Raw genomic sequence first — 20,973 nt, forward strand, 5'->3', positions numbered from 1 at the left:
GAGAGAAAACGCGTCCATGCAGGTACCTCGAATGGTCATTGAAACTAAAATCTAAACACCACGCGCTAAACTCATTCTTATACCCAAGTTACCTCAAGATGCAGAGTTTCAGAGGTGACTTGGGTATCTATAGCGACCTGTATCTTCCAGGACAACAACGGCGCACACTATGCACTATAGTTTATAAATCCAAGTCACTTGTCGATATTAGTATTAATAACACTGATAATATTATTTTTTGTGACAAAAATCACAGACAGTAACCTCTTGAGTTCATCAATAACCCTATGAAGTTTGGGTGAATTTTAACTTTTCTCCGTTAAGGCGTTGATAGAAGAGCAATACACGTTGGGTACGTTGGTTTAGATTGCTTCGGCGGGCTTTTTTTAACTACTTTCACTTTGGGTTTATCGACCGCCGTTTTAGGTTTAGCCGTGGGTCGCCATGAAGCTAATTCAGCACCACAGCCATCCCCTTTGGGCGGGACCGCCTGTTCAATACATTCGCTACTGTTTTCTGGGCAGTTAAGTCTGACGTGAAAATGATAATAGTGTCCCCACCAGGGTCTGACTTTTCTTAACCAATCGCGTTGCTTCCACTCCTGCTCACACAATTTATTTTTGATCAGTGGATGGACAAAAATACGGGCAACACGGGGATCGTCGGCTGCTAACTGCAACAATAGCGAGTGATTATCTGTCCATTTATCTTCTTTAAAACGATAGTTTTTAATATCGACAACGGGATATGGCGTGGGATCTTGTAACTGGTTGGCTTCAAGAGGGGCTAATGGTAATCGCAGCCAAATGTCAGCGTCTAAACCGGTTTGATGGCTCGTGTGCCCAGAGGTAAATCGTCCCCCTCTCGGCATTGCTATATCGCCCACTAATAACTGCCCTACGCCCAACCTTTGAGTTTTGTTGGCTAAGTCAGTGAGATAACGAATCATACTCGTATGCCCATAGTAACGGTTTCGATTGCTGCGAATCACTTGATAGCCATCACCACTCAGCGCTAAACTTTTTCCTCCGACAAGACAACCATTAGCATAACTGCCGATAGCATCAGAAGTCCCCTGAGTGGGTGTCAGTACTTCTGACCAAGTTTGATAACCAGCGTATGCCGCTTCCAAGGGCAAGCATATTAAGCTTAAGGCAAGCCACCATGCACGCAGCTTTACCTTGCTAATGAGTGCGTTAGTTCTATCAATCATAGCTCTTTCAACAATAGCTCTTTCGCTAATGGCTCTTTCGATAATAGCTCTTTCGCAAATAGATTTTTCGCAAACTGTACTCATACTTTTGCCTCGTACCTGTGGTGTCAACAACGCCATCATTAGGATAGGAAACTTTACGGTCGTTTTTTTGCAAAGGATAATAAATAAAGTCAGTGAGACTAAATAACAAGACATTCAGCCCATTGTCCCATGGACTGAATGACAGCAGCGTCTGAGGTTTTAGTCTTGCGTGCTGTGGATGAACAACTAGATTAATGCTGCTTTTTCGAGGTAACGGTCGACTAACAAGCGATAGGCTTGCTTTTGACTGTCGGAAATAAAACTGGCCTCTATTGCATTAATGGTGAACTGAGCCAACTCTTGCATGGTGATCGTATGCGCATTGGCTACCGCGTTAAAATTGTCGGTCATATACCCACCAAAGTATGCCGGATCATCGGAATTAATCGTGACCGCAACCCCTTGTCGCAACAACTCAACAATATTGTGCTGCTGCATGTTATCAAAGACACAAAGCTTTATATTAGACAGCGGACAAACGGTGAGCGGCATCTTTGAGGCTATCAAACGTGCCAGCAAAGATTCACTGTCAACACAACGTACCCCATGATCAACCCGACTCACGCCCAGTAACTCGATTGAATCGACGATATTTTGTGCTGGTCCTTCTTCCCCTGCATGAGCAACCGTCAAAAAACCCTGTTCTCTAGCTTGTTCAAACACACGTTGAAACTTCTCGGGTGGATGACCCAGTTCCGAAGAATCAAGTCCGACAGCCACGATTTTGTCTTTGTACGGCAAGGCTTGTCTCAGCGTCTCTATCGCCTGCTCCTCTGACAAATGGCGCAGAAAACACATAATCAAGTTTGATGATATTCCAAGTTGTTGCTGCCCTGCCTTTAAAGCAGCATCAATACCTTCAATCACAGTCTCAAAAGCAACACCTCTATCAGTATGCGTTTGCGGATCAAAAAAGATTTCTGTGTGAATAACATTGTCTTGCTTGCATCTTTGCAGGTAAGCCCAAGTCAGGTCATAAAAATCCTGCTTCTGCTGCAATACACCCGCACCTTGATAGTAAATGTCTAAAAACGATTGTAAGTCTTCGAACTCATAGGCCTTCCTAAGCGCTTCTGGCGATGCGTATGGCAAAGAAATTTGGTTTCTCTGCGCCAAGCTAAATAGAAGTTCCGGTTCAAGAGAGCCTTCAATATGTATATGAAGTTCTACTTTAGGAAGAGATTGAATAAATGTTTTCATAATTGCCCTTAATACACCAGATAGACTGACTCTAAGTATAGGTAGTATTAAGAGAAAACTGGCTTAGCTACTACAAAGAGTCAGGAAAAATTAATTACCTTTACTCTTCGTAATCAGCACTTTACGGGGACTGGTAGAAACCCCCAAACCATATCATTGGGGTTATACGAAGCAAACCCGATCACTATAACCGAGCTTGCTTTTGAAAAAAAGTAAACCGTTGAAGTTAATCGTAATTAACGATTATAAATATTCACAAAGATAAGCCGTCGCCACTTTAACTTCTACGTCGAAGAAAGAGTCTCCAGTGACATTGAAAGCGTCACCAGCCTTAAAGCTTGCCCACTCTTGTTCGCCTTCACGTTTAACGATCAACTCACCTTTTACTACGGTCATTTTTTCTGGCTTGCCTGTACCAAATTGATAAGTGCCCGGCAACATGACACCAACACTGCTCTCGCCATCATCTTGTCTAAAAGCAAGCGACTTGACCTGAGCGTCAAAATAGCTATTTTCCTTAATCATACGACTTTCCTAAATTAATAACCGAATTGGATTTATGGTTTTACCGCACTAAATCTATTAAAACAAGTTGTTATTTAATTGAGCCTTCTGTAATTTAATTAACAATCCCATTCGCTCAGTAATATTGGATTTAGACACAGGAAGGTGTGCGTTGTGGCAGTTTATAGGGACAGTCGACAAACCTACATGATGATTGGCTTAGGTACGATCTTTCTCTCTTTAGTGATCATTATCGTGATGGCCTTTGTAACCAGCAAAGGAACCTACGTTGCGCCAGATAATATCCATGGTGAATGGATAGAAATTGGTACACCTAACCAGCAAACAGAGGTGTTGCAATTTTCTGACCGTGGCGTTCATCGAGACTACAAACTTATTGCGACCAAATACCAATTCAATGGTCGAATTGCCACCGTTAAAACCGGTAGTGGACTGTGGGTTTATGAAAAAGTGGGGTCAAAAAGTTCCCCGCAATTGCGCCGCATTACACCTCGCATGCCACCACAACGATTTATACTCAAAGGTTACCAGCATACCCTTTCTGGTAGTTCAAGTGGCTCTGGCACCAACAGGCGTGACGCCGTTAAAAAACACTTTGGCGACTAATAATCCGCTTAGGAGTGAAAAAGAGCTAGAGCTGATATTTAATTTCCATTATTATCGAAATACTCTGTTAACTGTCGTTAGGCTTTCTATTATGCAAATCGAAACTGCTGCTAAAGCTCTTAAAGAACTCGGTCATGTCACTCGTCTAGCAATCTACCGCCAAATCGTCAAAGCAGGGCATAAAGGCATCCCCGTCGGTGAAATTCAAGAACGATTACAGATCCCTGCCTCCACACTTTCCCACCACATATCCAGTCTTGCGTCTGCTCAACTGCTCGAACAACGCCGTGAAGGTAGAGTCTTGTATTGTGTCGCCAAATATAACCATCTAGAACAAGTGATCGGTTTTCTTCAGGACGAGTGCTGCGTTGACGAATCTTGCTAATAACCAGGAAACTTAACCACTTAATAAATAAGGAAAAAGAACCAAATTAGTGACATGAGTCACGATAAATCGCCTAAATGCCATTTATTTTCATTTTCGGTTAACACTTGTCTTATTTCATTACATAATCCTCATTCGTTTAATTACGCAAGCAGCGCGTACACACCAAAAAATCAAGGACGTAAAAGGTGATATTAAAATGAGGCTTAAAGACTTATCGATCCGTACCAAGTTACAGGGGATCGTTGTTATCGCTATGTTGATTCTTTTCTCAACAGGTATTATTAACCTGATCGTGCAAAATAATGTCAACTATGAACAACGAAAATCTTCAGTCAAAAGTAATGTAGAGATTGCAACAAATCTCGTTAGATACTACCAAAAGCAAGCTTCATCCATGGGTCTAGAGCAAGCCCAGCAAGCCGCAAAACAAGCCATAAAATCTCTCCGCTACGATGGCAATAACTACTTTTGGATCACCGATGGTAGCAATCGAATTGTAATGCACTCTACCCGCCCTGAACTCGATGGTGTTAATGCAACATCTAAGACTGATTCGAAAGGCAAATTGATGTGGCAAGAGATGAGCAACATTGCCAAAACTCAACAACAAGGCTTCCTTACTTACCACTGGCGCAATGCAAAAGGAGTAGACGATGAAAAAGTCTCCTTTGTTAGTTACGTTGCAGAATGGAATTGGATTATTGGCTCCGGCGTGCAGACCTCTGATATTCAAGCCGCCTTTAATTCAAGTATATGGGAAGAGATCATTATTAACTCACTCGCTGCACTTTTGCTTATTGTCATCTGTTTAGCCGTCGCTCGAAATATCATTATTCCTATCGAAGACTTAGTGAAGGATGTCAAGCAGATCGCTAACGGTCAACTGAGCATAAAAAACAAACAACAACGTGGTGATGAGATTGGTACCTTAGCAACCGAGCTACAGCGTATGGTGTCCGTGCTCAACAGCACAATAGATACCGCAAAAGTTTCGTCGCAATCATCCAGCATGCTCTCAAGCAGCCTTGCCGCCGCCAGTGAACAGACCTCCACCAGCATCCAATCTCAAAGCGAACAGCTTGAGCAATTGTCAGCGGCAATGAATGAAATGACGAGTACCATTCAAAATATCGCTTCAAATTGCGACCAAACAGCAAGCGCGACGGAAGAAAGCAAAGAATATGCGGCGAAAGGGAGTCGCAGTATGGGCTATACCCTAACCAATATTGCAGCCGTTTCCGACGACATTAATAATACCCAACAACTGATGGAAGCATTGCAGCAAGGCGTTAATGATATTGGCAATGTGCTTGTCGTGATTGATGAAGTGTCAGAGCAAACCAACCTACTGGCGCTGAATGCAGCGATTGAAGCGGCTCGTGCTGGAGAGCAGGGGCGTGGGTTTGCTGTCGTTGCGGATGAAGTTCGCAACCTAGCCAGTCGAACTCAAGAGTCAACGACTCAGGTACAGACAACGATTGAACAACTGAATCAGCGTACGGCAAGCGTTATCGCGGTGATGTCTTCTAATCAAGCAAAAATCTCTGAGAGTGTTGAGCTAGCGACTCAAACACAAGAAGAGTTAAATACCGCCGTTATCCAGCTCAACAGCAGTCACGATATGGTTTCTCAAATCGCCGCAGCTGCCGAGCAGCAAGGTATCGTTGCCAACGACATCAATGAAAGTGTCAACGTCGTTCACCTATCAATTAACGAAATTCGCCAAGCCAGCTTGAGCTTAGCGGAACAGTCTCAATCAATGGCCGAAGCCAGTGATGACTTAAACCAAAAGCTCGGTTACTTCAGCTAACCGTTGCACCAACAAAAAGCGATGCGGTTTTAGCGCGTCGCTTTCTTTATATCTCAACGGTATTTTTACCGTGATGCAAATTTGGAAAAGCGCATCACCTTAACAACCACCCATCACCCTAACAACCACTCACGATAGCACCCGTGTGATACACCTCTGCGCTGGCTTTGTTAATGTAAAAAGCATAACAACCCTCAGACTGCAAAGTGTAGCCTCTGGGCCAAATGTAAGAAGCTCTGTCTAACCCACCATTGGAGTCGAGTGGGAAACCAGGCACTTCAACGTAGTTTCCCTTGCCAACGTACATATTGCCTAAGATACAAAACTCCGGTTCATCGCATGGATCTTCCCACCAGTTGCGGGTCCAAGAGCTAGGAACATCAATATGCAACAAAGCCCTTAACGTATCGGCGCTGGCCGCTGGCATATTGCCCGTTAAAGAAATGTTCTCTCCGGCATAATCAATGGATTGGGTCGCATTATCAATGATGATACGTGACTCTGCCAATTTAAGTGAGGAAGCGAGGGCAGCACTGACACCTTCAACCGTCGCCTGCTTTGAGTCTTGCTGTAAATTCAAAAAGCGCGGAGCAGCAATCACGGCTAAAACGGCCATTATCACAATCGAAATTACCATTTCGATTAAGGTAAAACCTCTAAGATGATAGGTTGTCATGCGCAGCTCCCCTCCATGGATCATTGTCTATTGCCACAACTTAAGCTTACGCATGTTACAAAACATCAACAATTTAGTAAACTTTAAACCTACCATCTTTGGAATTAGTGCAATACCAACCTAGTACTGAATTACCACATTAGATCATCAGGAACGACATATTGTGCATAAGGGTCGTCTTCTTCAGCAACCTCAGTCGTTGCCGCTTCATTTTGAATTACCGCTTCGCTGTCACGCTCAAGGATCTTGTTTGCCACAACCGTAGGGATAACCGCATAGCCTTGTTCTAGGCGAGCAATCGTCAGTACACCCTGACTTAACTGTTTCTGGATATCCGCTTTCACATAGACCGACTTGACCAAGCTACCGTCGGTAAAATTGTATTTGATATCACCATCACCTAAATCTATCTGATTAAGCGTAATAAGCTGCTTAACCTGAGCTTGCATCTCTTTCGACAATTTAACCTGGTCGCGCTGTTTATTTAGCGCCTGATCTCGCTGCTTTTGTTCAGTTTTGTTCTGCAACACCGCCTCTTTGGCTTCACGCGCCTGCACACGAGATTTCTTTGAACCTTTTTTGGCTTTTTTAAGTTTCTTCTCGTTGACCAGACCCGCTTTTAGCATCTGCTCTTGTAGTGAGAGTTTAGACATTAGATAACCCTTAACTTATTCCATCGACATATCCCCAAGTAACCTCAAGATGCGAGGTCACTTGGGGATAGTGGCAAATGTTCCCAAGAAACCTGCTTCTAAGCAAGCTATTCACCACAAATTCTTGGTTTTTTATACCGGTATGGATAAGACCATGTTATCCATTGATATATCCCCAAATTACCGCAAGGTGCAGAGTTCAGAGGTAACTTGGGATAGACCTTATCGCCAGCTTCGTTTGACGATAGATTAGGCAGCCACATGCTAATCATGCCTGACCTTTGTTCATGTGTTTGTTCATGACTTGTACAGGCAACAAAATAAACCGCATGATTTACACTAATTCTGTTTGCATATTGATACATGAATAAATACACTTTTCGTGATGGATAAAAATTAAAAATTCTTAACGACAAACACCCCATCGTCAGGAAATTAGACTAGTGGCGCAAGATAATACCAAACAAGACTCCGATACTCCGATACAACGCTCGGCTCAAACCTTAAACAGTACCGATGCTCTATCACTGATAGAACATGGTGGTGACATCACGATCACGATCACCACTCCGGTTGGAACATCATTTCGTTGTAACAGTCAGTTCATCGGCTGTCACACAGACAACAAGATCCTGATTGAAATACCCAATATTGACGACAGCGATGTCAAATATTTCTTTCAAGAAGGCTTTTGGCTCACCATTCGTGCTATCTCTCAACGTGGCGAAGGTGGTGTGGTGCAGTTTCGTTCGCAACTCATGCACATTATTGAGGAGCCGATCAGGTTACTCGCACTCTCAGTCCCTCAATCAATGCAAGTGACGAATCTACGCAAAGAGCCAAGGTATGACTTAAATCTTGGTGGGCAATTAGAGGTAGGTGAACGCCGAGTTCAGTGCGAACTCAGAGACATGTCAAAAAGTGGTTGCCGCTTTATTCTTCCAGCTCTGGGCAAATCGCTCGATATTGGACAACCTGTTGCGATCCATGTCCAATCTTCGGCGGGCAAATCCCGTTTTTTCCCTCCTCTCTCTGGACTGATTTGTAACCTACAAAAATTCAATCACTACATCGCGTATGGAATTAAATTTGATACGCCGGGAGAGCGCAATGGGAAAGCGCTATTGGCGCAATTAAAATTTGATGGCACTAAATTGAAACTCCGATCCTAGCAAGGTTCGAAATGATAACCACCTACTGAAGTCGGTGCTTTAGGGCTGAAAATGAAAAAGAGAGCCTTTTTGCTCTCTTCTTCACTTCATTGGCGTTACTTTCAGGTCATTATTGCTACATTGCACATAGCTACATAGCTACTTCTTAAGCGCATTCAGCCTTGCTTGAGCAATACCAAATACGGTATCAATCGGATAGCTTCCTTCTAAAGAAGGTGTGCCCGCTAACTTACCCGTAAATAACTCAACGGCCTCGGTCACATGCTCAATCGCCCAGATATGAAACTCACCTTTATCGACCGCTTTAACGATATCAGCACGTAACATCAAGTTATGGACGTTCGATTTTGGTATCACCACACCCTGCGTGGAAGACCGTCCTTTAATCTTACAGACATCAAAGAAGCCTTCGATCTTCTCATTGACGCCACCAATAGGTTGAGATTCTCCAAACTGATTCATTGAGCCAGTTATGGCAATATCTTGACGATTAGGTTGTCCAGAAAACGCCGATACGACCGCACAAAACTCAGCCATGCTGGCAGAGTCGCCATCGACGCCACCATAAGACTGCTCAAAGGTAATCGTCGTCGTGAGTGGGACTTTGGCTGTTTTACCAAACACCGAGGATAAATAGGCCGTCAAAATCATGACCCCTTTGGAGTGAATACTCCCACCAAGATCGACGCTTCTTTCAATATCAATAACCTCACCGTCTCCATAGGAAGTAGTCGCCGTGATACGGTTTGGCGCACCAAACATATGGTCGCTGGTCGCAAGCACAGAAAGAGCATTGACCTGACCTATCGCTTCCCCGTCGGTTTTGATCAAAGTGGTGCCATTGATAAACCCTTGCATCACACTATCTTGCAGACGGTTGACTCGCATTTTCTGATATTCCAGTGCCTGTTCAACATGCCCCGCTCGAATAAGGTTAGATTTGGCATTTCGAGCCACATAGTTCGACTCTCTCAGTAAGTTAGCGATATGCGCAGAATGTAGGGAGAGTTTATTCTGCTCACCTGCAAGGCGAGCGCTATGCTCAATAATGCGTGCAATCGCTTTACGGTCGCAGTGCAACATCGCGTTGTCGTGGACAATACTGGAAATAAAACGGGCGTAATGCAATTCAGAATCTGGCGTTCTCTGCATTTCATCTTCAAAATCAGCAGTAACACGAAACAGTTCGCTAAACTCAGCGTCATAATGCTGCAGCAACTGATAAGTGCGATAGTCGCCAAACAAAATAATCTTTACATCAAGAGGAATAGGTTGAGGATCCAGAGACACAGTACCAGTCAATGTGACTTCTTTTTCCAGAGACGTGAAACTCAGCTGACGGGAACGTAATGCGCGCTTCAAACCATCCCAAACATAAGGCTGTTCCAGCACTTTCACCGCATCCATTAACAACACACCGCCATTCGCTTTATGCAAACTGCCTGCACGAATCAGTGAAAAATCGGTAAACACCGTTCCCTTGAAGGTCGCCGTTTCAATATAGCCAAACAGGGAGTGATAGTTCGGATTCTCTTCCACGATGATAGGAAAATCTTGGCATGATTGGCTTACTAATACGTTTACCTTGTAGCGTCTTGGGAATTTTTTATCCAAAGAGGCCGTCGCCATTTCCCCCTGCTCCAGGCCTTGTTCCAGAAAGATGTCGACATTTTCACAGATATCTTTTTGCAAAGCTGAGGCGTATTTTTTTATCTCTGGATAGCCGTTATAGGACTTTTTCAGTTTCTTAATGAGGTGGCTAATCACACCCAAGGTCACTTCTTCATTCAGTTTCTGAATATTATCGGTGTACGTTTCTTCCCAGGTGGTCAACTCTCTCGCCATATTGCGCAAGCTGATTTCTAACTCATCAATGGTGCTGCCAAAGTGCTCTTGTTGCTCAGCCGGCAATTCATCAAACGTCTCTTCGGTATGAAGATCTTCACCATTCATCGCCACAAACTGATAATCACCTTGCGGGGTTACCGTTAAGCTTATTTCTTTTTCTTTGGCTTCATCAGAGAGCTTTTGTAGCTCCGCTTGCTGTTTACGGGCGAGATCATTCTTGAGTCGCTCTGCACGACCAAAATAGAGTTCGTTGTCAAAAGCCATTGGGATAGCTTTAACCAGTTTAGCGATCAACTTTTCAACGTCACTCTTAAGATTAACACCCGTTCCACACGGCAGTTTAAGTACTTGAGGAGTACGAGGATCGTCAAAGTTAGTCACATAACACCAATCAAAGAGCGCGCCACAGTCATGAGCATGACGGCTTAAGTAGCGCAAAATCATGGTACGCTTGCCAAGGCCATTCTGACCTATCGCATAGATGTTATAACCTTTCTCTTTGATAGACATGGCGAACTCGACCGCTTTTTGGGCGCGTTCTTGCCCTACGATTTCATCGATCGGCGGAAGTTCTTTGGTCGACTTGCAAGGCAGCTTTTCCAGCTCCGCTGAATGGTAAAGTTGTTGAGCCTCTAAATGCTGTATTGCCATACACAGCTCCTCATTAATTTCCTTATTTAACTAGAGTTTAGCTGAATTAATATGGCAATTTAGTGATTTGGTGTGGGTTTGAGCCTGTTTGCTTATTTTTTGAACTGTTTTGGGTTATTTTCTCGCAACACCCATGAGCACCGCTTGCTCTCCAAACTCGGTTTTAATAGAAAACGGTGTCGTCACGACCACCTCTGAAAACCCTGCTTTTTCGAGAGTCAGCTGAGACTGCTCAAGGGTGAGCCCAGTTTCGTCTCCTTCCTGTGCCAACCAATCCCAGTGGACAAATACGCCATATTCATCCAATAAGGTATAAATCAAATTGACCGTTTCTTGTAGGTTTGGAACAAAGCCACACACAGACGATGCCACAACAATGTCAAATTGAGGGCGAAAAGCCGGATGCTGTGCAATAAGACCGCGAGTTAAACTGTCTACAACAGGTTCAACATTGTCGAGACCTTTTTTCTCCAACTCTTCAATCATGGCTTCGCTACTGTCTAATGCCACGACTTGTTTTACTTTTGACGCCATATGTTGGCTCAATAATCCGGTGCCACAACCAAAATCAAGAACGATTTTTCCGGAAAGTTTGGTGGTTTGCTGTAAATGACGAAAACAGGCGCGAGCAAAATCCGCAGTAGCGCTGTTGCCTTCCCATGTTGCCGCACATTCATCCCATTGATTTGACATTCGATACCCCATTATCTTCATATCATCAACAATAAAAACTAGAATCAAGATTAAACCAAACCCAGTGACACTTTCTAGCGTAAATTCAACTTTTTAGTCCTCATCTGGCAATATTGTGCTAATTTCGTATGCAGCGCACTAGGTAGCGATTATCATTCACAAGTGGGCTAACGCTCGCAAGTAAGTCACTGACCGCATGTAAGTCACTGCGCGCAAGTAAGTGAATGATTGCAGGTAAACGGATGATGTTTTCTTTAGCTTAAACCGCTATGATTTCCCATCACTCCAAAGGTATTGATCATTTTCATAATACAGAGCCCAACATGAACCTCTCTCAAATCGAAGCTTTCTGTACTGTTGCTGATACTGGATCGGTATCGGAGGCGGCACGAGTGCTTGACTGCAACCGCACTAAGTTAAGTATGGCAATCAAAGCACTTGAGAAAGAACTCGATACCTCACTATTTGTGCGTAGCAAGAACAATGTCACCTTGTCGGAGACAGGCAAAGCGATCTATAAGGACTGCGAAAACTTGCTGGTCACCGCTTCCAGAATTAAGCAGACCTGCGCACAAGTTTCGGGTGAGTATGAAACTGAAGTGTGGATTGCCCACGACGATTCTTTGCCCGACAAACTTTGGCAAGATCTAACCATTGCCTTGAACCAACATTATGCAGCCATTTCATTTAACGTAGTGTTAGCGTCGTCGGGTGATTTAGCCAATTTAGTTGAAACCAGTCAGGTGGACTTTGCCTTTGGCGTGGATTATGAAGCCGTTGATGATCCAAGGCTGATCTATCAACCTCTGGGTAAAATTCGCATGATGTCAGTTTGCCGAGCGGATCATAGGCTGTCAAAACTGCCACGGGTTTCTGATGAAGTGCTACGTGACGCGATGCAGGTTTCGCTGGCTTATCTCAATGAAAAAGACAATCCAGAACTTCAGCCGTTCTCCCTCCAGTACATTGGCTTCTCCAGCTTTGAGTACATGCTAAAAACAATTCTGTCGGAAGGTTTATGGGGCGTATTGCCTGAGCCATTGATTCGTCAATATTTACGTGAACAACAACTCTCTGTCATCAAACATACCTATGGATTAACACAAGCTGATTACTGTATGTACACCTCTGCGGGCATGTCTGAGCATCCGGCGATGAGTTGGCTAGCCGACCAAATCGCAGACTTTTTGTTTACATTTTGATCGGCGTTGATTTCAGCCCTCTCTCGCCGATCATTACCCAGAAAACCGTCACAACAACAATACTCATCACAGTGACTGTCATTTATTTTGACAGTAAAATATCAATTTATCTTGTTGATTTTATAATAAATTCGCCAATCCATAACCAGCGCTCGTTAATCCAAAGCAATTTGCAGTTTGAAAACTCGCCTCAGTCTTACAAGAATAGAGGCATACTTTAACCAAGGATTTTTCCATGAAACTGCAATTCCAACATCAAGAGACGCGTATTCTTACCTTCTCAGCCCTTATTGCGACCGCATTCGCGGTTGGTGGCTTAGTCGTTGGAATACTAATGGGCTCATTAGTGATTGCGTTTGATGGCGTCTACTCTCTCATTAGCCTGCTGTTAACTTTATTGTCACTGACTGTAGCGGGTCAGTTGAAGCAACCGAAGTCTAAACTTAGTGAGTTCGCTCGCCACAAGGTGGAATCGGTCGTGGTGATTGTTAAAGCCAGTGTCATTTTAATGCTGGTTATCGCATCACTTTATTCCGCGATCGAAGCGATGTTTACTGGCGGTCGACCCGTCAATACCTCGGTAGCAACACTATTTGGTCTCGTTAACGTCGTCGGTTGTGGTTACGCTTGGTGGTATATTGCCCAACGTGCCGACGTGATGAACTCGGTGCTGGTTGATGCAGAATCGAAACAGTGGAAAATGGATACGCTGCTTAGCGTGGCAGTGACCATCGGTTTTATTGCTACTTATGCCGTTGAACTGTCACCGTTTGCCTCTTTCAGCCATTATGCCGACCCTATGATGATGATCTTAATGTCCGTGTATTTCATCAAAGTGCCGGCGGACATGCTTCGCCAAGCGCACCGCTCATTGCTCACCGATACGCCGACTATTCAAAGCGCAGTGCTGATGGACGTTGAGCGACCTTTTGTTCTGAGATAACCCTCAATCATTGATTGATGCCTCGATAGCTTGACGTTTATCGGGGCTTTTTCTTGTCGCCCAATAACAAATAAGTGAGCCTACTGTCACCATTGCCACCCCTTTCCAAAAGGAATCGGTCAATGCGACCGCAAGAAACAGCGATGAGAACAGGGTTGATATCACGGGCGTAAAGTAAGAAAAAGTCGCCAATAGCACCATGTCTCCTTTCAAAATCGCGTAGTTCCAACAGGCGTAACCCGCCCCCATCACCACACCCGCCAACAACAACATTGACACTGATGACAAGGAAAACGTCATTCCCGACTCATTGCTAAGAAAGTACTGAATCCAGAGGGTGATCGCCGTAGCGATAAAAAACAGTACGATGGCGTTTTTCCCCTCGCTAAGATTGGCGGTCGCGTGACAGTAAAACGCCCAGATAAAGGCCGCACTGAACGCCATCAAATAGGTAGCGGGGTTCGTCGCAATATTTTGCTTGAGCACCGAAACGGATAACGCTTGGTCACCGGATATGCACCAGCAAACCCCAATAAACGCTAAAAGCACACTTGGATAGACCCACAAACTCACTTTTTGTCGACTGGTCATTACGGTTAACAGCACCGTTAAAGCAGGCCAAAGGTAATTGATTACCGCCATCTCCATCGCTTGATGGCGATCGTTTGCCATCCCGAGAGCAAGGGATAAAAAGATTTCATAACAGACAAACAGTGCCCCACCAATCAGTAAGTACTTAGTACTAAACTGTTCCCAGTTGGGTAAACCCATCACCATCACCAATGCAATGGCACTGACGCTGTAGAGCATCGCCGCGCCACCTATTGGTCCAAATAACTCAGCAATGTTACGAGTCAACGCAATCAAGCAACTCCAAAGTAAAATAGCCGCAATACCCAATAAGGTCGCTGGGTTTAAAGGTCGGTGAATCATCGAGTCGTCCTTATCAACAAAACAGACAAACAAAAAAACAAGCAAAAAGTAATAAACAAAGAGAGCCTAAAGACTATACCCAAGCAACCTCAAGATGAAGAGTTCAGAGGTAACTTGGGTATAGATAGCGCTAAGTAACCGAAAAATAGCTGTTTTTAGCAAATTAAATAGAATCACAATCTGCCTTAGTCTAAGCTTGATACATCGTTCATTACTACTACGCTTATGTCTCAACGTTTTCTTTACACCTGTATCTTTGTTGTCCACTGCTTATTTATCACTGGATGTGCCTCTTCGAGTATCGATCCAGATCGGTATGAAAAAGTGGCTTCTTACCATATGTCCGTTCAGGATGATAGCAAAATAGTCCGCTACTTCGCTCCACAAGTAGACCAAACGGCATTAGACGCTGACACCGGGTTTTACCCTCTCGATAAGGGACATGATGCGCTATTAGCTCGCCTCGCGATCATCGAAACTGCCGAGCAATCCATCGACGTTCAATATTACATTTTTCGCAACGATGAATCCGGTGGTGTGCTTACATGGCGACTTTACGAGGCGGCTCAACGAGGTGTTCGTGTGCGAATTTTGCTCGACGATATGCAAAAACGTCGCGACCAAGATCTGATACTGATTAGTCAACATCCTAACATTGAAGTGCGGCTGTTTAACCCGCATCAATACCGAACCGCTCGTGGACTGGCAATGGTAAACGACTTTAATCGTCTCAATCATCGCATGCACAATAAATCTCTCACGGTAGACAGCTATGTTTCCATCGTTGGAGGACGCAATGTGGGTAACGAGTACTACTCAGTCGAGTCTGCGGTCGAATTTTCAGACCTTGATGTAATGATGGTTGGCAAAGCCACCGATGAAGTCAATCAACAATTCGATCTGTATTGGAATAGCGAGTACAGCATCCCCGTCGAGTGGCTAGCAGAGCCCAGTGACGCCAACCTAGATCAAGTGGTAATAACCCAAGTATCACAACGAAATTTGCTGCAAAAGTTTTCCAGCGGACAGTATAGCTTTGCCAAACTGCCATTTTATGACCAGATGATAAAAGGGGAGGTTGCTCTACTGTGGGGACAAGGGGAACTGTTCTACGACTTACCCAACAAACCAGAGAGCAAACATAGCACCTTGATTGATAGCCTCTCGGAAGTGCTCAAACAAAGCAACCACTCCTTTGTGCTTATTTCTCCTTATTTTGTTCCAACAGACGCAGGAACCGAAATGTTGGTGAATGCCGCTAAAGAGGGAAGAGAGATCATCATTGTCACTAACTCACTGGCCTCAAATGATGTGTTTGCGGTGCATGGTTGGTATGCAAAATATCGTGAACGCTTAATCCGAGGGGGTATTCAGCTTTGGGAGGTCAAATCAAAAGCCTATATTGATAAAAACTGGAGTTGGACAGGAAGCAGTCGCTCTAGCCTACATGCCAAAGCGATGATTATTGACCAAACAAAACTGTTTGTCGGTTCGATGAACTGGGATCCGAGATCGGCACTTCTTAATACTGAAATGGGTGTGTTAATTAAACACCCCCAGTACGCAGAACAGGGCTATCAACAGCTCAAGCAAGGACTACCCATTGGCGCCTACCAATTAAAAATAGTGGATGATGAATTGGTCTGGATCGATCATGAAAACGACCAAGTGTTCACATCAGAACCTGACGCCAGTATTTGGCGTCGATTTGGTGCCTGGTTCAGTGGGATTCTACCTATTGAGGAACAGCTTTAACTCTGTTCCCCGCCTCCGTTTATTTGGGCGACTGATTCGATGCTAATCGCATCATGTCGCCAATATTCAATATCACAATCCACCAATTCACCATGTTGGTTGTAGTTGACCCGTTCCACCTTAATTGCTGATGCTCCTTGTGTCGCACGCAGTGCTTGGGCAATATCACCAGTCAAAGAGGTAATGGTAATCCGATACCGAACGCGACTGTATGTGGTGTTATAGCTTTCACGGTAAATATCAGTCAAAGAGGCACTTTCAAGATCTTGTTCCAGTAAGTTAGGAAAAGCCTCGGGTCGAATAAAGTTAGTCACAAACATGACTGGACGCTGCTCAAGATAACGTACCCTTTCGATCCTAAACACATCACTAAACGGTGGCAGTTCTAATAACTCTGCGGCTTTTTTGGTCGCCATCATCGCTTTCGCTTCCAATAACTCGGTACGAGGCACCCGATTTTGACGCTTAGCCATACTGGAAAAATTCAACGTTTGCGTTGGGTCATACCGTAAAGGCATCGGCGCAATAAACCACCCTCTTCGATCCTCTCGGTAAATACGCCCTTCTGCCTCAAGGGACGAAAGCGCTTCGCGCAGCGTCACTCGAGTGGTATCGAAACTCTCTGCCAGTTTTCGTTCTGCGGGTAGTTTCTGCGCTGGAGCCAACATACCCGCTTCGATCTGCTCAACTAATGCCTCTTTTATTTTTACGTATTGCACTGTTTTTCCTTTCTATTGCTTTTACGCTGATGCTCTGGCGCCAATGCTCTTGCGCCATTGCTTTGGCACTGATTTTCTTGCACTGACCACTGACGCCTAGCCTACCTGTCCCGCAGCGCCTAATTTAGCGGTCGTTGTTAAAGCTCCGGACAATGATTGCAAGAGTATCCATCGAATTTCAATGTCTACATTTTATCGCCAAAATCAACTTGGTATGAACCAGAGTTAAAACTCACTTTATTAAGCCAACATTACCATTAAATGACACAAAAATGGCGGTATTTATCGGTTGAATTACGTCGATTTGCTTGGATTAAACTTTTATTAAATCTAAATGGATGGGTTTGATTTCAACCAAAACGCTTGCTAAAGTCAATAACAACCAAACTGGTATAGTCCAAAATGGATAAGCAAGATGAAAAACGAATATTTGCTCTTAACCCCTGGGCCACTTTCCACGACTGAAAGTGTGCGCGAAGCCATGTTAAAAGACTGGTGTACTTGGGATGATGAATACAATAAAGATATTGTCGAAGTGATTCGCCATAAGCTCACCAAGCTCGCAACAAACCATGACGGCTACACCAGTGTCTTGATGCAAGGCAGCGGCACCGCCTCTGTCGAAGCGACCATTGGCAGTGCTTTGGGTAAGCATGACAAATTGCTGGTGGTGGACAATGGTGCCTATGGCGCTCGCATGGCACAGATTGCCGATTGCCTGAACATCGCCAACCTCCGAATTGCTCCGGGAGAAGTGCAACAGCCGGATCTTCAACAGCTTGAAGACATTTTGAAAACAGACCAAGCGATTAGCCATGTCGCTATCGTACACTGTGAAACCACCACAGGGATGCTCAATCCGATTGAGAAAGTTGCCACCCTCGCCAAGCAATACGGCAAAGTTGTCATTTTAGATGCCATGTCTAGTTTCGGTGGGATCCCAATGGATATTGGGGATTTGCAGATCGACTTTATGATCAGCTCTGCCAACAAGTGTATACAAGGCGTACCCGGATTTGGTTTTGTCATCGCTAAACAAACCGAACTTGAAAAATGCCAAGGTCAAGCGCGCTCACTGAGCTTAGATCTTTACGACCAATGGCACTGCATGCACACCAACCACGGTAAATGGCGCTTTACCTCCCCGACACACACTGTGCGAGCTTTCTATCAAGCGCTTATCGAACTTGAGCAAGAAGGCGGTATAAGCCGCAGGCATCAACGTTACAACCGCAATCAGCAGACGCTGGTAGATGGCATGATATCACTCGGGTTTGAACCACTGTTACCCACAGAATTGCACTCGCCCATCATTACCTCTTTTTATGCTCCGCAACAGGATGAATTCGAGTTCAAAACGTTTTATGAATTACTCAAACAGCAGGGCTTTGTGATCTATCCCGGCAAGGTGTCACATGCCGATTGTTTCCGCATCGGAAACATTGGCGATGTTCATCCTTCGGACATTGAACGCTTAATTGTCGCTGTGCAGAACGCGATGTATTGGGAGCAAAAATGATGTATTGGGAGCAAAAATAATGGTCGTTGCACACAACCAAGCCAACCACCTGCGCAGTGAAGGGGATGTCAACAATACACCCGCACGAGCCGAATGGACGCAGAGCATCCAAGACGAGGCCACCCAAGCCTTACTTAAACGGGATAGCGATGTATTCTTACATCAATCCATGTCGACTCCGTGCCTTGATTCATTACAAGCCGCTGATGGCATCTATATCGAGGATACTCGTGGCAAGCGTTATATGGACTTTCACGGTAACAACGTCCATCAACTCGGCTATGGGCATCCCAACGTCATTCAACGTGTAACGGAGCAGATGCAGGCACTGCCTTTCTCTCCTCGTCGTTTCACTAATGATACCGCCATTAGTTGTGCCGAGAAGCTGACTGAGATTTGTGGGGGCGAACTCAATCGGGTGTTGTTTGCGCCCGGTGGTACATCCGTCGTCGGTATGGCATTAAAACTGGCGCGCTTTATCACCGGTAACGCCAAAGTGGTTTCTCTGTGGGATTCATTTCATGGTGCCTCACTCGATGCCATTTCCGTAGGTGGTGAAGCGTGTTTTCGTGAAGGTATGGGACCTCTGATGGCAGGTGTTGAACGTATCCCTCCTGCGATAGCTTATCGCGGCGCTTTCCCGCATCCAGAAGGCAGCGATCTTCATTATGCTGATTATCTTGAATATGTGATTGAGAAAGAAGGCGGCATTGGGGCATTTATCGCCGAAGGTATTCGCAATACTGACGTGCAGATCCCGAGTAAAGCCTATTGGAAACGCATCCGAGAGATCTGCGATAAACACAACGTTATGTTGATTATCGACGATATTCCTAACGGAATGGGGCGTTGCGGAGAGTGGTTTACCTACCAAGCCTTCGACATCGAACCCGACATTCTGTGCATTGGTAAAGGACTTGGAGGTGGGTTGGTTCCTCTTGCCGCGATGGTCACCAAGGACCAATACAATCAAGCGGCGGAGCTTTCATTAGGTCACTACACCCATGAAAAAAGCCCGCTAGGCTGCGCTGCTGCACTCGCCACGATTGAAACCATTGAACAAGAAAAACTGTTAGATAAGGTTCAACGACACGCTCTGTTGGTAAAGCAACGCTTAGAACAGATGAAACGCCGCTATTCCGTTATCGGTGATGTTCGTGGGATGGGCTTACTTTGGGGAGTCGAACTGGTCACCGATAGAGTCACCAAGCAACGTGCTTACGATGAAGCCGAACAGGTTCTCTACCACTGCTTAAACCAAGGACTCAGTTTCAAAGTCTCACAAGGTAATGTCATCCAACTGAGTCCACCGCTGATTATCTCACGCCAGCAACTTAACCAAGCCCTTGATATGTTTGAACACGCTATTGCGACGGTAAATAAGGAATTTAATTATGAATGATCACACAACGAACAAACACAAAAACAACTCACCCATTGAAGGGGTTATTTTCGACTGGGCAGGTACGATTGTTGATTTTGGTTCCTTTGCACCCACCAGCATCTTTGTCGAGGCATTTAAGCAAGGATTCGATTTTGAGATCACTTTGGATGAAGCGCGTGAGCCGATGGGCATCGGAAAATGGGACCACATTAAAGCAGTGGGTCAACTTCCATCAGTAAAAGCACGTTGGATAGCACAATTTGGTCAAGAGATGAGTCATGACGACATCGACCGAATCTACGCGGCGTTTATGCCACTGCAAAAAGCCAAAGTAGCTGACCATGCACAACCAATTTTAAATGCGGTCGACGTAGTGGAAAGCCTTAAAGCGCAAGGGATAAAAATTGGCTCATGTTCTGGCTATCCAAGAGAGGTGATGGATGTACTTTCTCCTGTCGCGGCAGACTATGGATATAAGCCAGACTGTATCGTTGCCACCGATGACTTGCCACAAGGTGGGCGACCGGCTCCATTTATGGCGCTTAAAAATGTGATTGAATTAGGCATTGGCAGTGTGGCTCACTGCGTTAAAGTCGATGATGCAGCGCCCGGCATCGAGGAAGGGCATAATGCCGGTATGTGGACCGTCGGGTTACTGCTGTCAGGCAATGAAGCCGGTTTGACCTACGATGAATATCTTAATGCCGATGCCGACACGCTGGAGCAAGCAAGAGAACGTGCCAGAGTTAAACTCGGCAAGGCGAAACCGCATTATTTGATCGACACCATCGCCGAACTACCTGAAGTTATTCGCGATATTGAAGCGCGCTTACAGGCGAACCAGCGCCCTTAGCTCTTATCAAAAAACTTTTATCAAAATAGCTCTGATTGAAAAAGCACTGATTGAAAAAGCTCTGTTCAAAAAAGCGCTCACTCTAAAATTGCAAACCAAAACAGTTCAAGCCAACACTAAATAGCTCGTCATCTGACGGGCTATTT

18 protein-coding genes, 1 pseudogene and 1 riboswitch are annotated in these 20,973 nt (G+C 44.9%); of the genes and pseudogenes, 10 read left to right on the forward strand and 9 right to left on the reverse strand.

Annotated elements, in window-relative coordinates; translation table 11 throughout:
* Nucleotides 1-319 precede the first annotated feature (319 nt).
* From mepA to ppnP, 3 genes are all read right to left on the reverse strand, one after another.
* Complete coding sequence (gene mepA, locus L9Q39_RS19190; RefSeq protein WP_237486739.1) at nt 320-1,213, reverse strand: penicillin-insensitive murein endopeptidase; 894 nt, start codon at nt 1,211-1,213, stop codon at nt 320-322.
* Nucleotides 1,214-1,483: 270 nt separating this feature from the next.
* Nucleotides 1,484-2,497 carry an adenosine deaminase gene (locus L9Q39_RS19195; protein ID WP_237486740.1) on the reverse strand — a complete coding sequence of 338 codons (1,014 nt, stop codon included), beginning with the start codon at nt 2,495-2,497 and terminating at the stop codon, nt 1,484-1,486.
* 90 nt (nt 2,498-2,587) lie between these two features.
* A riboswitch (purine riboswitch) is annotated at nt 2,588-2,687 on the reverse strand.
* 53 nt (nt 2,688-2,740) lie between these two features.
* The gene (gene ppnP / locus L9Q39_RS19200) at nt 2,741-3,022 is read right to left on the reverse strand and encodes a pyrimidine/purine nucleoside phosphorylase (RefSeq protein ID WP_237486742.1); all 282 of its coding nucleotides are present in this window, start codon (nt 3,020-3,022) and stop codon (nt 2,741-2,743) included.
* 153 nt (nt 3,023-3,175) lie between these two features.
* Here ppnP and L9Q39_RS19205 point away from each other — a divergent pair, with 153 nt between their 5' ends.
* The 3 genes from L9Q39_RS19205 (at nt 3,176) to L9Q39_RS19215 (ending at nt 5,826) form a co-directional block, all read left to right on the forward strand.
* The gene (locus tag L9Q39_RS19205) at nt 3,176-3,628 is read left to right on the forward strand and encodes a DUF2850 domain-containing protein (protein ID WP_237486744.1); all 453 of its coding nucleotides are present in this window, start codon (nt 3,176-3,178) and stop codon (nt 3,626-3,628) included.
* Nucleotides 3,629-3,719: 91 nt separating this feature from the next.
* The gene (locus L9Q39_RS19210) at nt 3,720-4,013 is read left to right on the forward strand and encodes an ArsR/SmtB family transcription factor (RefSeq protein WP_237486746.1); all 294 of its coding nucleotides are present in this window, start codon (nt 3,720-3,722) and stop codon (nt 4,011-4,013) included.
* 199 nt (nt 4,014-4,212) lie between these two features.
* Complete coding sequence (locus L9Q39_RS19215) at nt 4,213-5,826, forward strand: methyl-accepting chemotaxis protein (protein WP_237486748.1); 1,614 nt, start codon at nt 4,213-4,215, stop codon at nt 5,824-5,826.
* Nucleotides 5,827-5,944: 118 nt separating this feature from the next.
* Here the strand turns inward: L9Q39_RS19215 and L9Q39_RS20680 are convergent, their stop codons facing one another.
* Together L9Q39_RS20680 and L9Q39_RS19225 are read right to left on the reverse strand one after the other, a co-directional pair.
* Nucleotides 5,945-6,502 carry a pilus assembly FimT family protein gene (locus L9Q39_RS20680; RefSeq protein ID WP_290369174.1) on the reverse strand — a complete coding sequence of 186 codons (558 nt, stop codon included), beginning with the start codon at nt 6,500-6,502 and terminating at the stop codon, nt 5,945-5,947.
* A 131-nt stretch (nt 6,503-6,633) separates the two neighbouring features.
* Nucleotides 6,634-7,155: a DUF2058 domain-containing protein gene (locus L9Q39_RS19225; RefSeq protein WP_237486750.1), complete on the reverse strand. Its 522-nt coding sequence runs from the start codon at nt 7,153-7,155 to the stop codon at nt 6,634-6,636.
* Nucleotides 7,156-7,598: 443 nt separating this feature from the next.
* On the opposite strand from L9Q39_RS19225, the gene L9Q39_RS19230 reads away from it, so the two are divergent.
* Entirely contained in the window at nt 7,599-8,327 is a 729-nt protein-coding gene (locus L9Q39_RS19230) for a flagellar brake domain-containing protein (RefSeq protein ID WP_237486752.1), read from the forward strand.
* 138 nt (nt 8,328-8,465) lie between these two features.
* Here L9Q39_RS19230 and L9Q39_RS19235 read toward each other — a convergent pair whose 3' ends face one another.
* Entirely contained in the window at nt 8,466-10,826 is a 2,361-nt protein-coding gene (locus tag L9Q39_RS19235; protein ID WP_237486754.1) for a Lon protease family protein, read from the reverse strand.
* Between the two features lie 114 nt (nt 10,827-10,940).
* Nucleotides 10,941-11,519, reverse strand: a complete 579-nt coding sequence (locus L9Q39_RS19240; RefSeq protein WP_237486756.1) for a class I SAM-dependent DNA methyltransferase — start codon at nt 11,517-11,519, stop codon at nt 10,941-10,943.
* A gap of 323 nt (nt 11,520-11,842) precedes the next feature.
* Between L9Q39_RS19240 and L9Q39_RS19245 the strand changes: the two genes are divergently transcribed.
* Nucleotides 11,843-12,721: a LysR family transcriptional regulator gene (locus L9Q39_RS19245; protein WP_237486758.1), complete on the forward strand. Its 879-nt coding sequence runs from the start codon at nt 11,843-11,845 to the stop codon at nt 12,719-12,721.
* A gap of 235 nt (nt 12,722-12,956) precedes the next feature.
* Nucleotides 12,957-13,613 (forward strand): annotated as a pseudogene (locus tag L9Q39_RS19250) (cation efflux transmembrane domain-containing protein); the annotation flags it as partial.
* Nucleotides 13,614-13,667: 54 nt separating this feature from the next.
* Here the strand turns inward: L9Q39_RS19250 and yddG are convergent.
* Nucleotides 13,668-14,597, reverse strand: coding sequence for an aromatic amino acid DMT transporter YddG (yddG, locus tag L9Q39_RS19255; protein WP_237486761.1), 930 nt, complete (start codon nt 14,595-14,597; stop codon nt 13,668-13,670).
* A 225-nt stretch (nt 14,598-14,822) separates the two neighbouring features.
* Here yddG and L9Q39_RS19260 point away from each other — a divergent pair, with 225 nt between their 5' ends.
* Nucleotides 14,823-16,352 carry a phospholipase D family protein gene (locus L9Q39_RS19260; RefSeq protein WP_237486763.1) on the forward strand — a complete coding sequence of 510 codons (1,530 nt, stop codon included), beginning with the start codon at nt 14,823-14,825 and terminating at the stop codon, nt 16,350-16,352.
* Here L9Q39_RS19260 and phnR read toward each other — a convergent pair.
* Nucleotides 16,349-17,071: a phosphonate utilization transcriptional regulator PhnR gene (phnR, locus tag L9Q39_RS19265; protein ID WP_237486764.1), complete on the reverse strand. Its 723-nt coding sequence runs from the start codon at nt 17,069-17,071 to the stop codon at nt 16,349-16,351. The two genes, L9Q39_RS19260 and phnR, sit on opposite strands and share 4 nt — an antisense overlap.
* Nucleotides 17,072-17,486: 415 nt before the next feature.
* Between phnR and phnW the strand changes: the two genes are divergently transcribed.
* From phnW to phnX, 3 genes are read left to right on the forward strand one after another with little or no spacing between them, the layout of a single operon-like run.
* Nucleotides 17,487-18,590 carry a 2-aminoethylphosphonate--pyruvate transaminase gene (gene phnW / locus L9Q39_RS19270; protein ID WP_237486765.1) on the forward strand — a complete coding sequence of 368 codons (1,104 nt, stop codon included), beginning with the start codon at nt 17,487-17,489 and terminating at the stop codon, nt 18,588-18,590.
* A gap of 19 nt (nt 18,591-18,609) precedes the next feature.
* Nucleotides 18,610-19,992 (forward strand): aspartate aminotransferase family protein, encoded by a 1,383-nt coding sequence (locus L9Q39_RS19275; protein WP_237486766.1) that lies wholly within the window; start codon nt 18,610-18,612, stop codon nt 19,990-19,992.
* Nucleotides 19,985-20,827 carry a phosphonoacetaldehyde hydrolase gene (phnX, locus tag L9Q39_RS19280; protein WP_237486767.1) on the forward strand — a complete coding sequence of 281 codons (843 nt, stop codon included), beginning with the start codon at nt 19,985-19,987 and terminating at the stop codon, nt 20,825-20,827. The genes L9Q39_RS19275 and phnX overlap by 8 nt, the downstream gene beginning before the upstream one ends.
* The last annotated feature ends 146 nt before the right edge of the window (nt 20,828-20,973 follow it).

This window comes from Vibrio hippocampi (genome assembly GCF_921292975.1).
GTDB classification, from domain to species: domain Bacteria; phylum Pseudomonadota; class Gammaproteobacteria; order Enterobacterales; family Vibrionaceae; genus Vibrio; species Vibrio hippocampi.

Bases quoted from the DNA above. Each gene is read 5' to 3' on its own strand.
- phnX (WP_237486767.1), top strand. From the start codon at position 19,985: ATGAATGATCACACAACGAACAAACACAAAAACAACTCACCCATTGAA.
- mepA (WP_237486739.1), bottom strand. From the start codon at position 1,213: ATGATTGATAGAACTAACGCACTCATTAGCAAGGTAAAGCTGCGTGCA.
- L9Q39_RS19195 (WP_237486740.1), bottom strand. From the start codon at position 2,497: ATGAAAACATTTATTCAATCTCTTCCTAAAGTAGAACTTCATATACAT.
- L9Q39_RS19235 (WP_237486754.1), bottom strand. From the start codon at position 10,826: ATGGCAATACAGCATTTAGAGGCTCAACAACTTTACCATTCAGCGGAG.
- L9Q39_RS20680 (WP_290369174.1), bottom strand. From the start codon at position 6,502: ATGACAACCTATCATCTTAGAGGTTTTACCTTAATCGAAATGGTAATT.
- L9Q39_RS19260 (WP_237486763.1), top strand. From the start codon at position 14,823: ATGTCTCAACGTTTTCTTTACACCTGTATCTTTGTTGTCCACTGCTTA.
- L9Q39_RS19245 (WP_237486758.1), top strand. From the start codon at position 11,843: ATGAACCTCTCTCAAATCGAAGCTTTCTGTACTGTTGCTGATACTGGA.
- yddG (WP_237486761.1), bottom strand. From the start codon at position 14,597: ATGATTCACCGACCTTTAAACCCAGCGACCTTATTGGGTATTGCGGCT.
- L9Q39_RS19240 (WP_237486756.1), bottom strand. From the start codon at position 11,519: ATGTCAAATCAATGGGATGAATGTGCGGCAACATGGGAAGGCAACAGC.
- L9Q39_RS19225 (WP_237486750.1), bottom strand. From the start codon at position 7,155: ATGTCTAAACTCTCACTACAAGAGCAGATGCTAAAAGCGGGTCTGGTC.
- L9Q39_RS19275 (WP_237486766.1), top strand. From the start codon at position 18,610: ATGGTCGTTGCACACAACCAAGCCAACCACCTGCGCAGTGAAGGGGAT.
- L9Q39_RS19215 (WP_237486748.1), top strand. From the start codon at position 4,213: ATGAGGCTTAAAGACTTATCGATCCGTACCAAGTTACAGGGGATCGTT.
- phnW (WP_237486765.1), top strand. From the start codon at position 17,487: ATGAAAAACGAATATTTGCTCTTAACCCCTGGGCCACTTTCCACGACT.
- L9Q39_RS19210 (WP_237486746.1), top strand. From the start codon at position 3,720: ATGCAAATCGAAACTGCTGCTAAAGCTCTTAAAGAACTCGGTCATGTC.
- ppnP (WP_237486742.1), bottom strand. From the start codon at position 3,022: ATGATTAAGGAAAATAGCTATTTTGACGCTCAGGTCAAGTCGCTTGCT.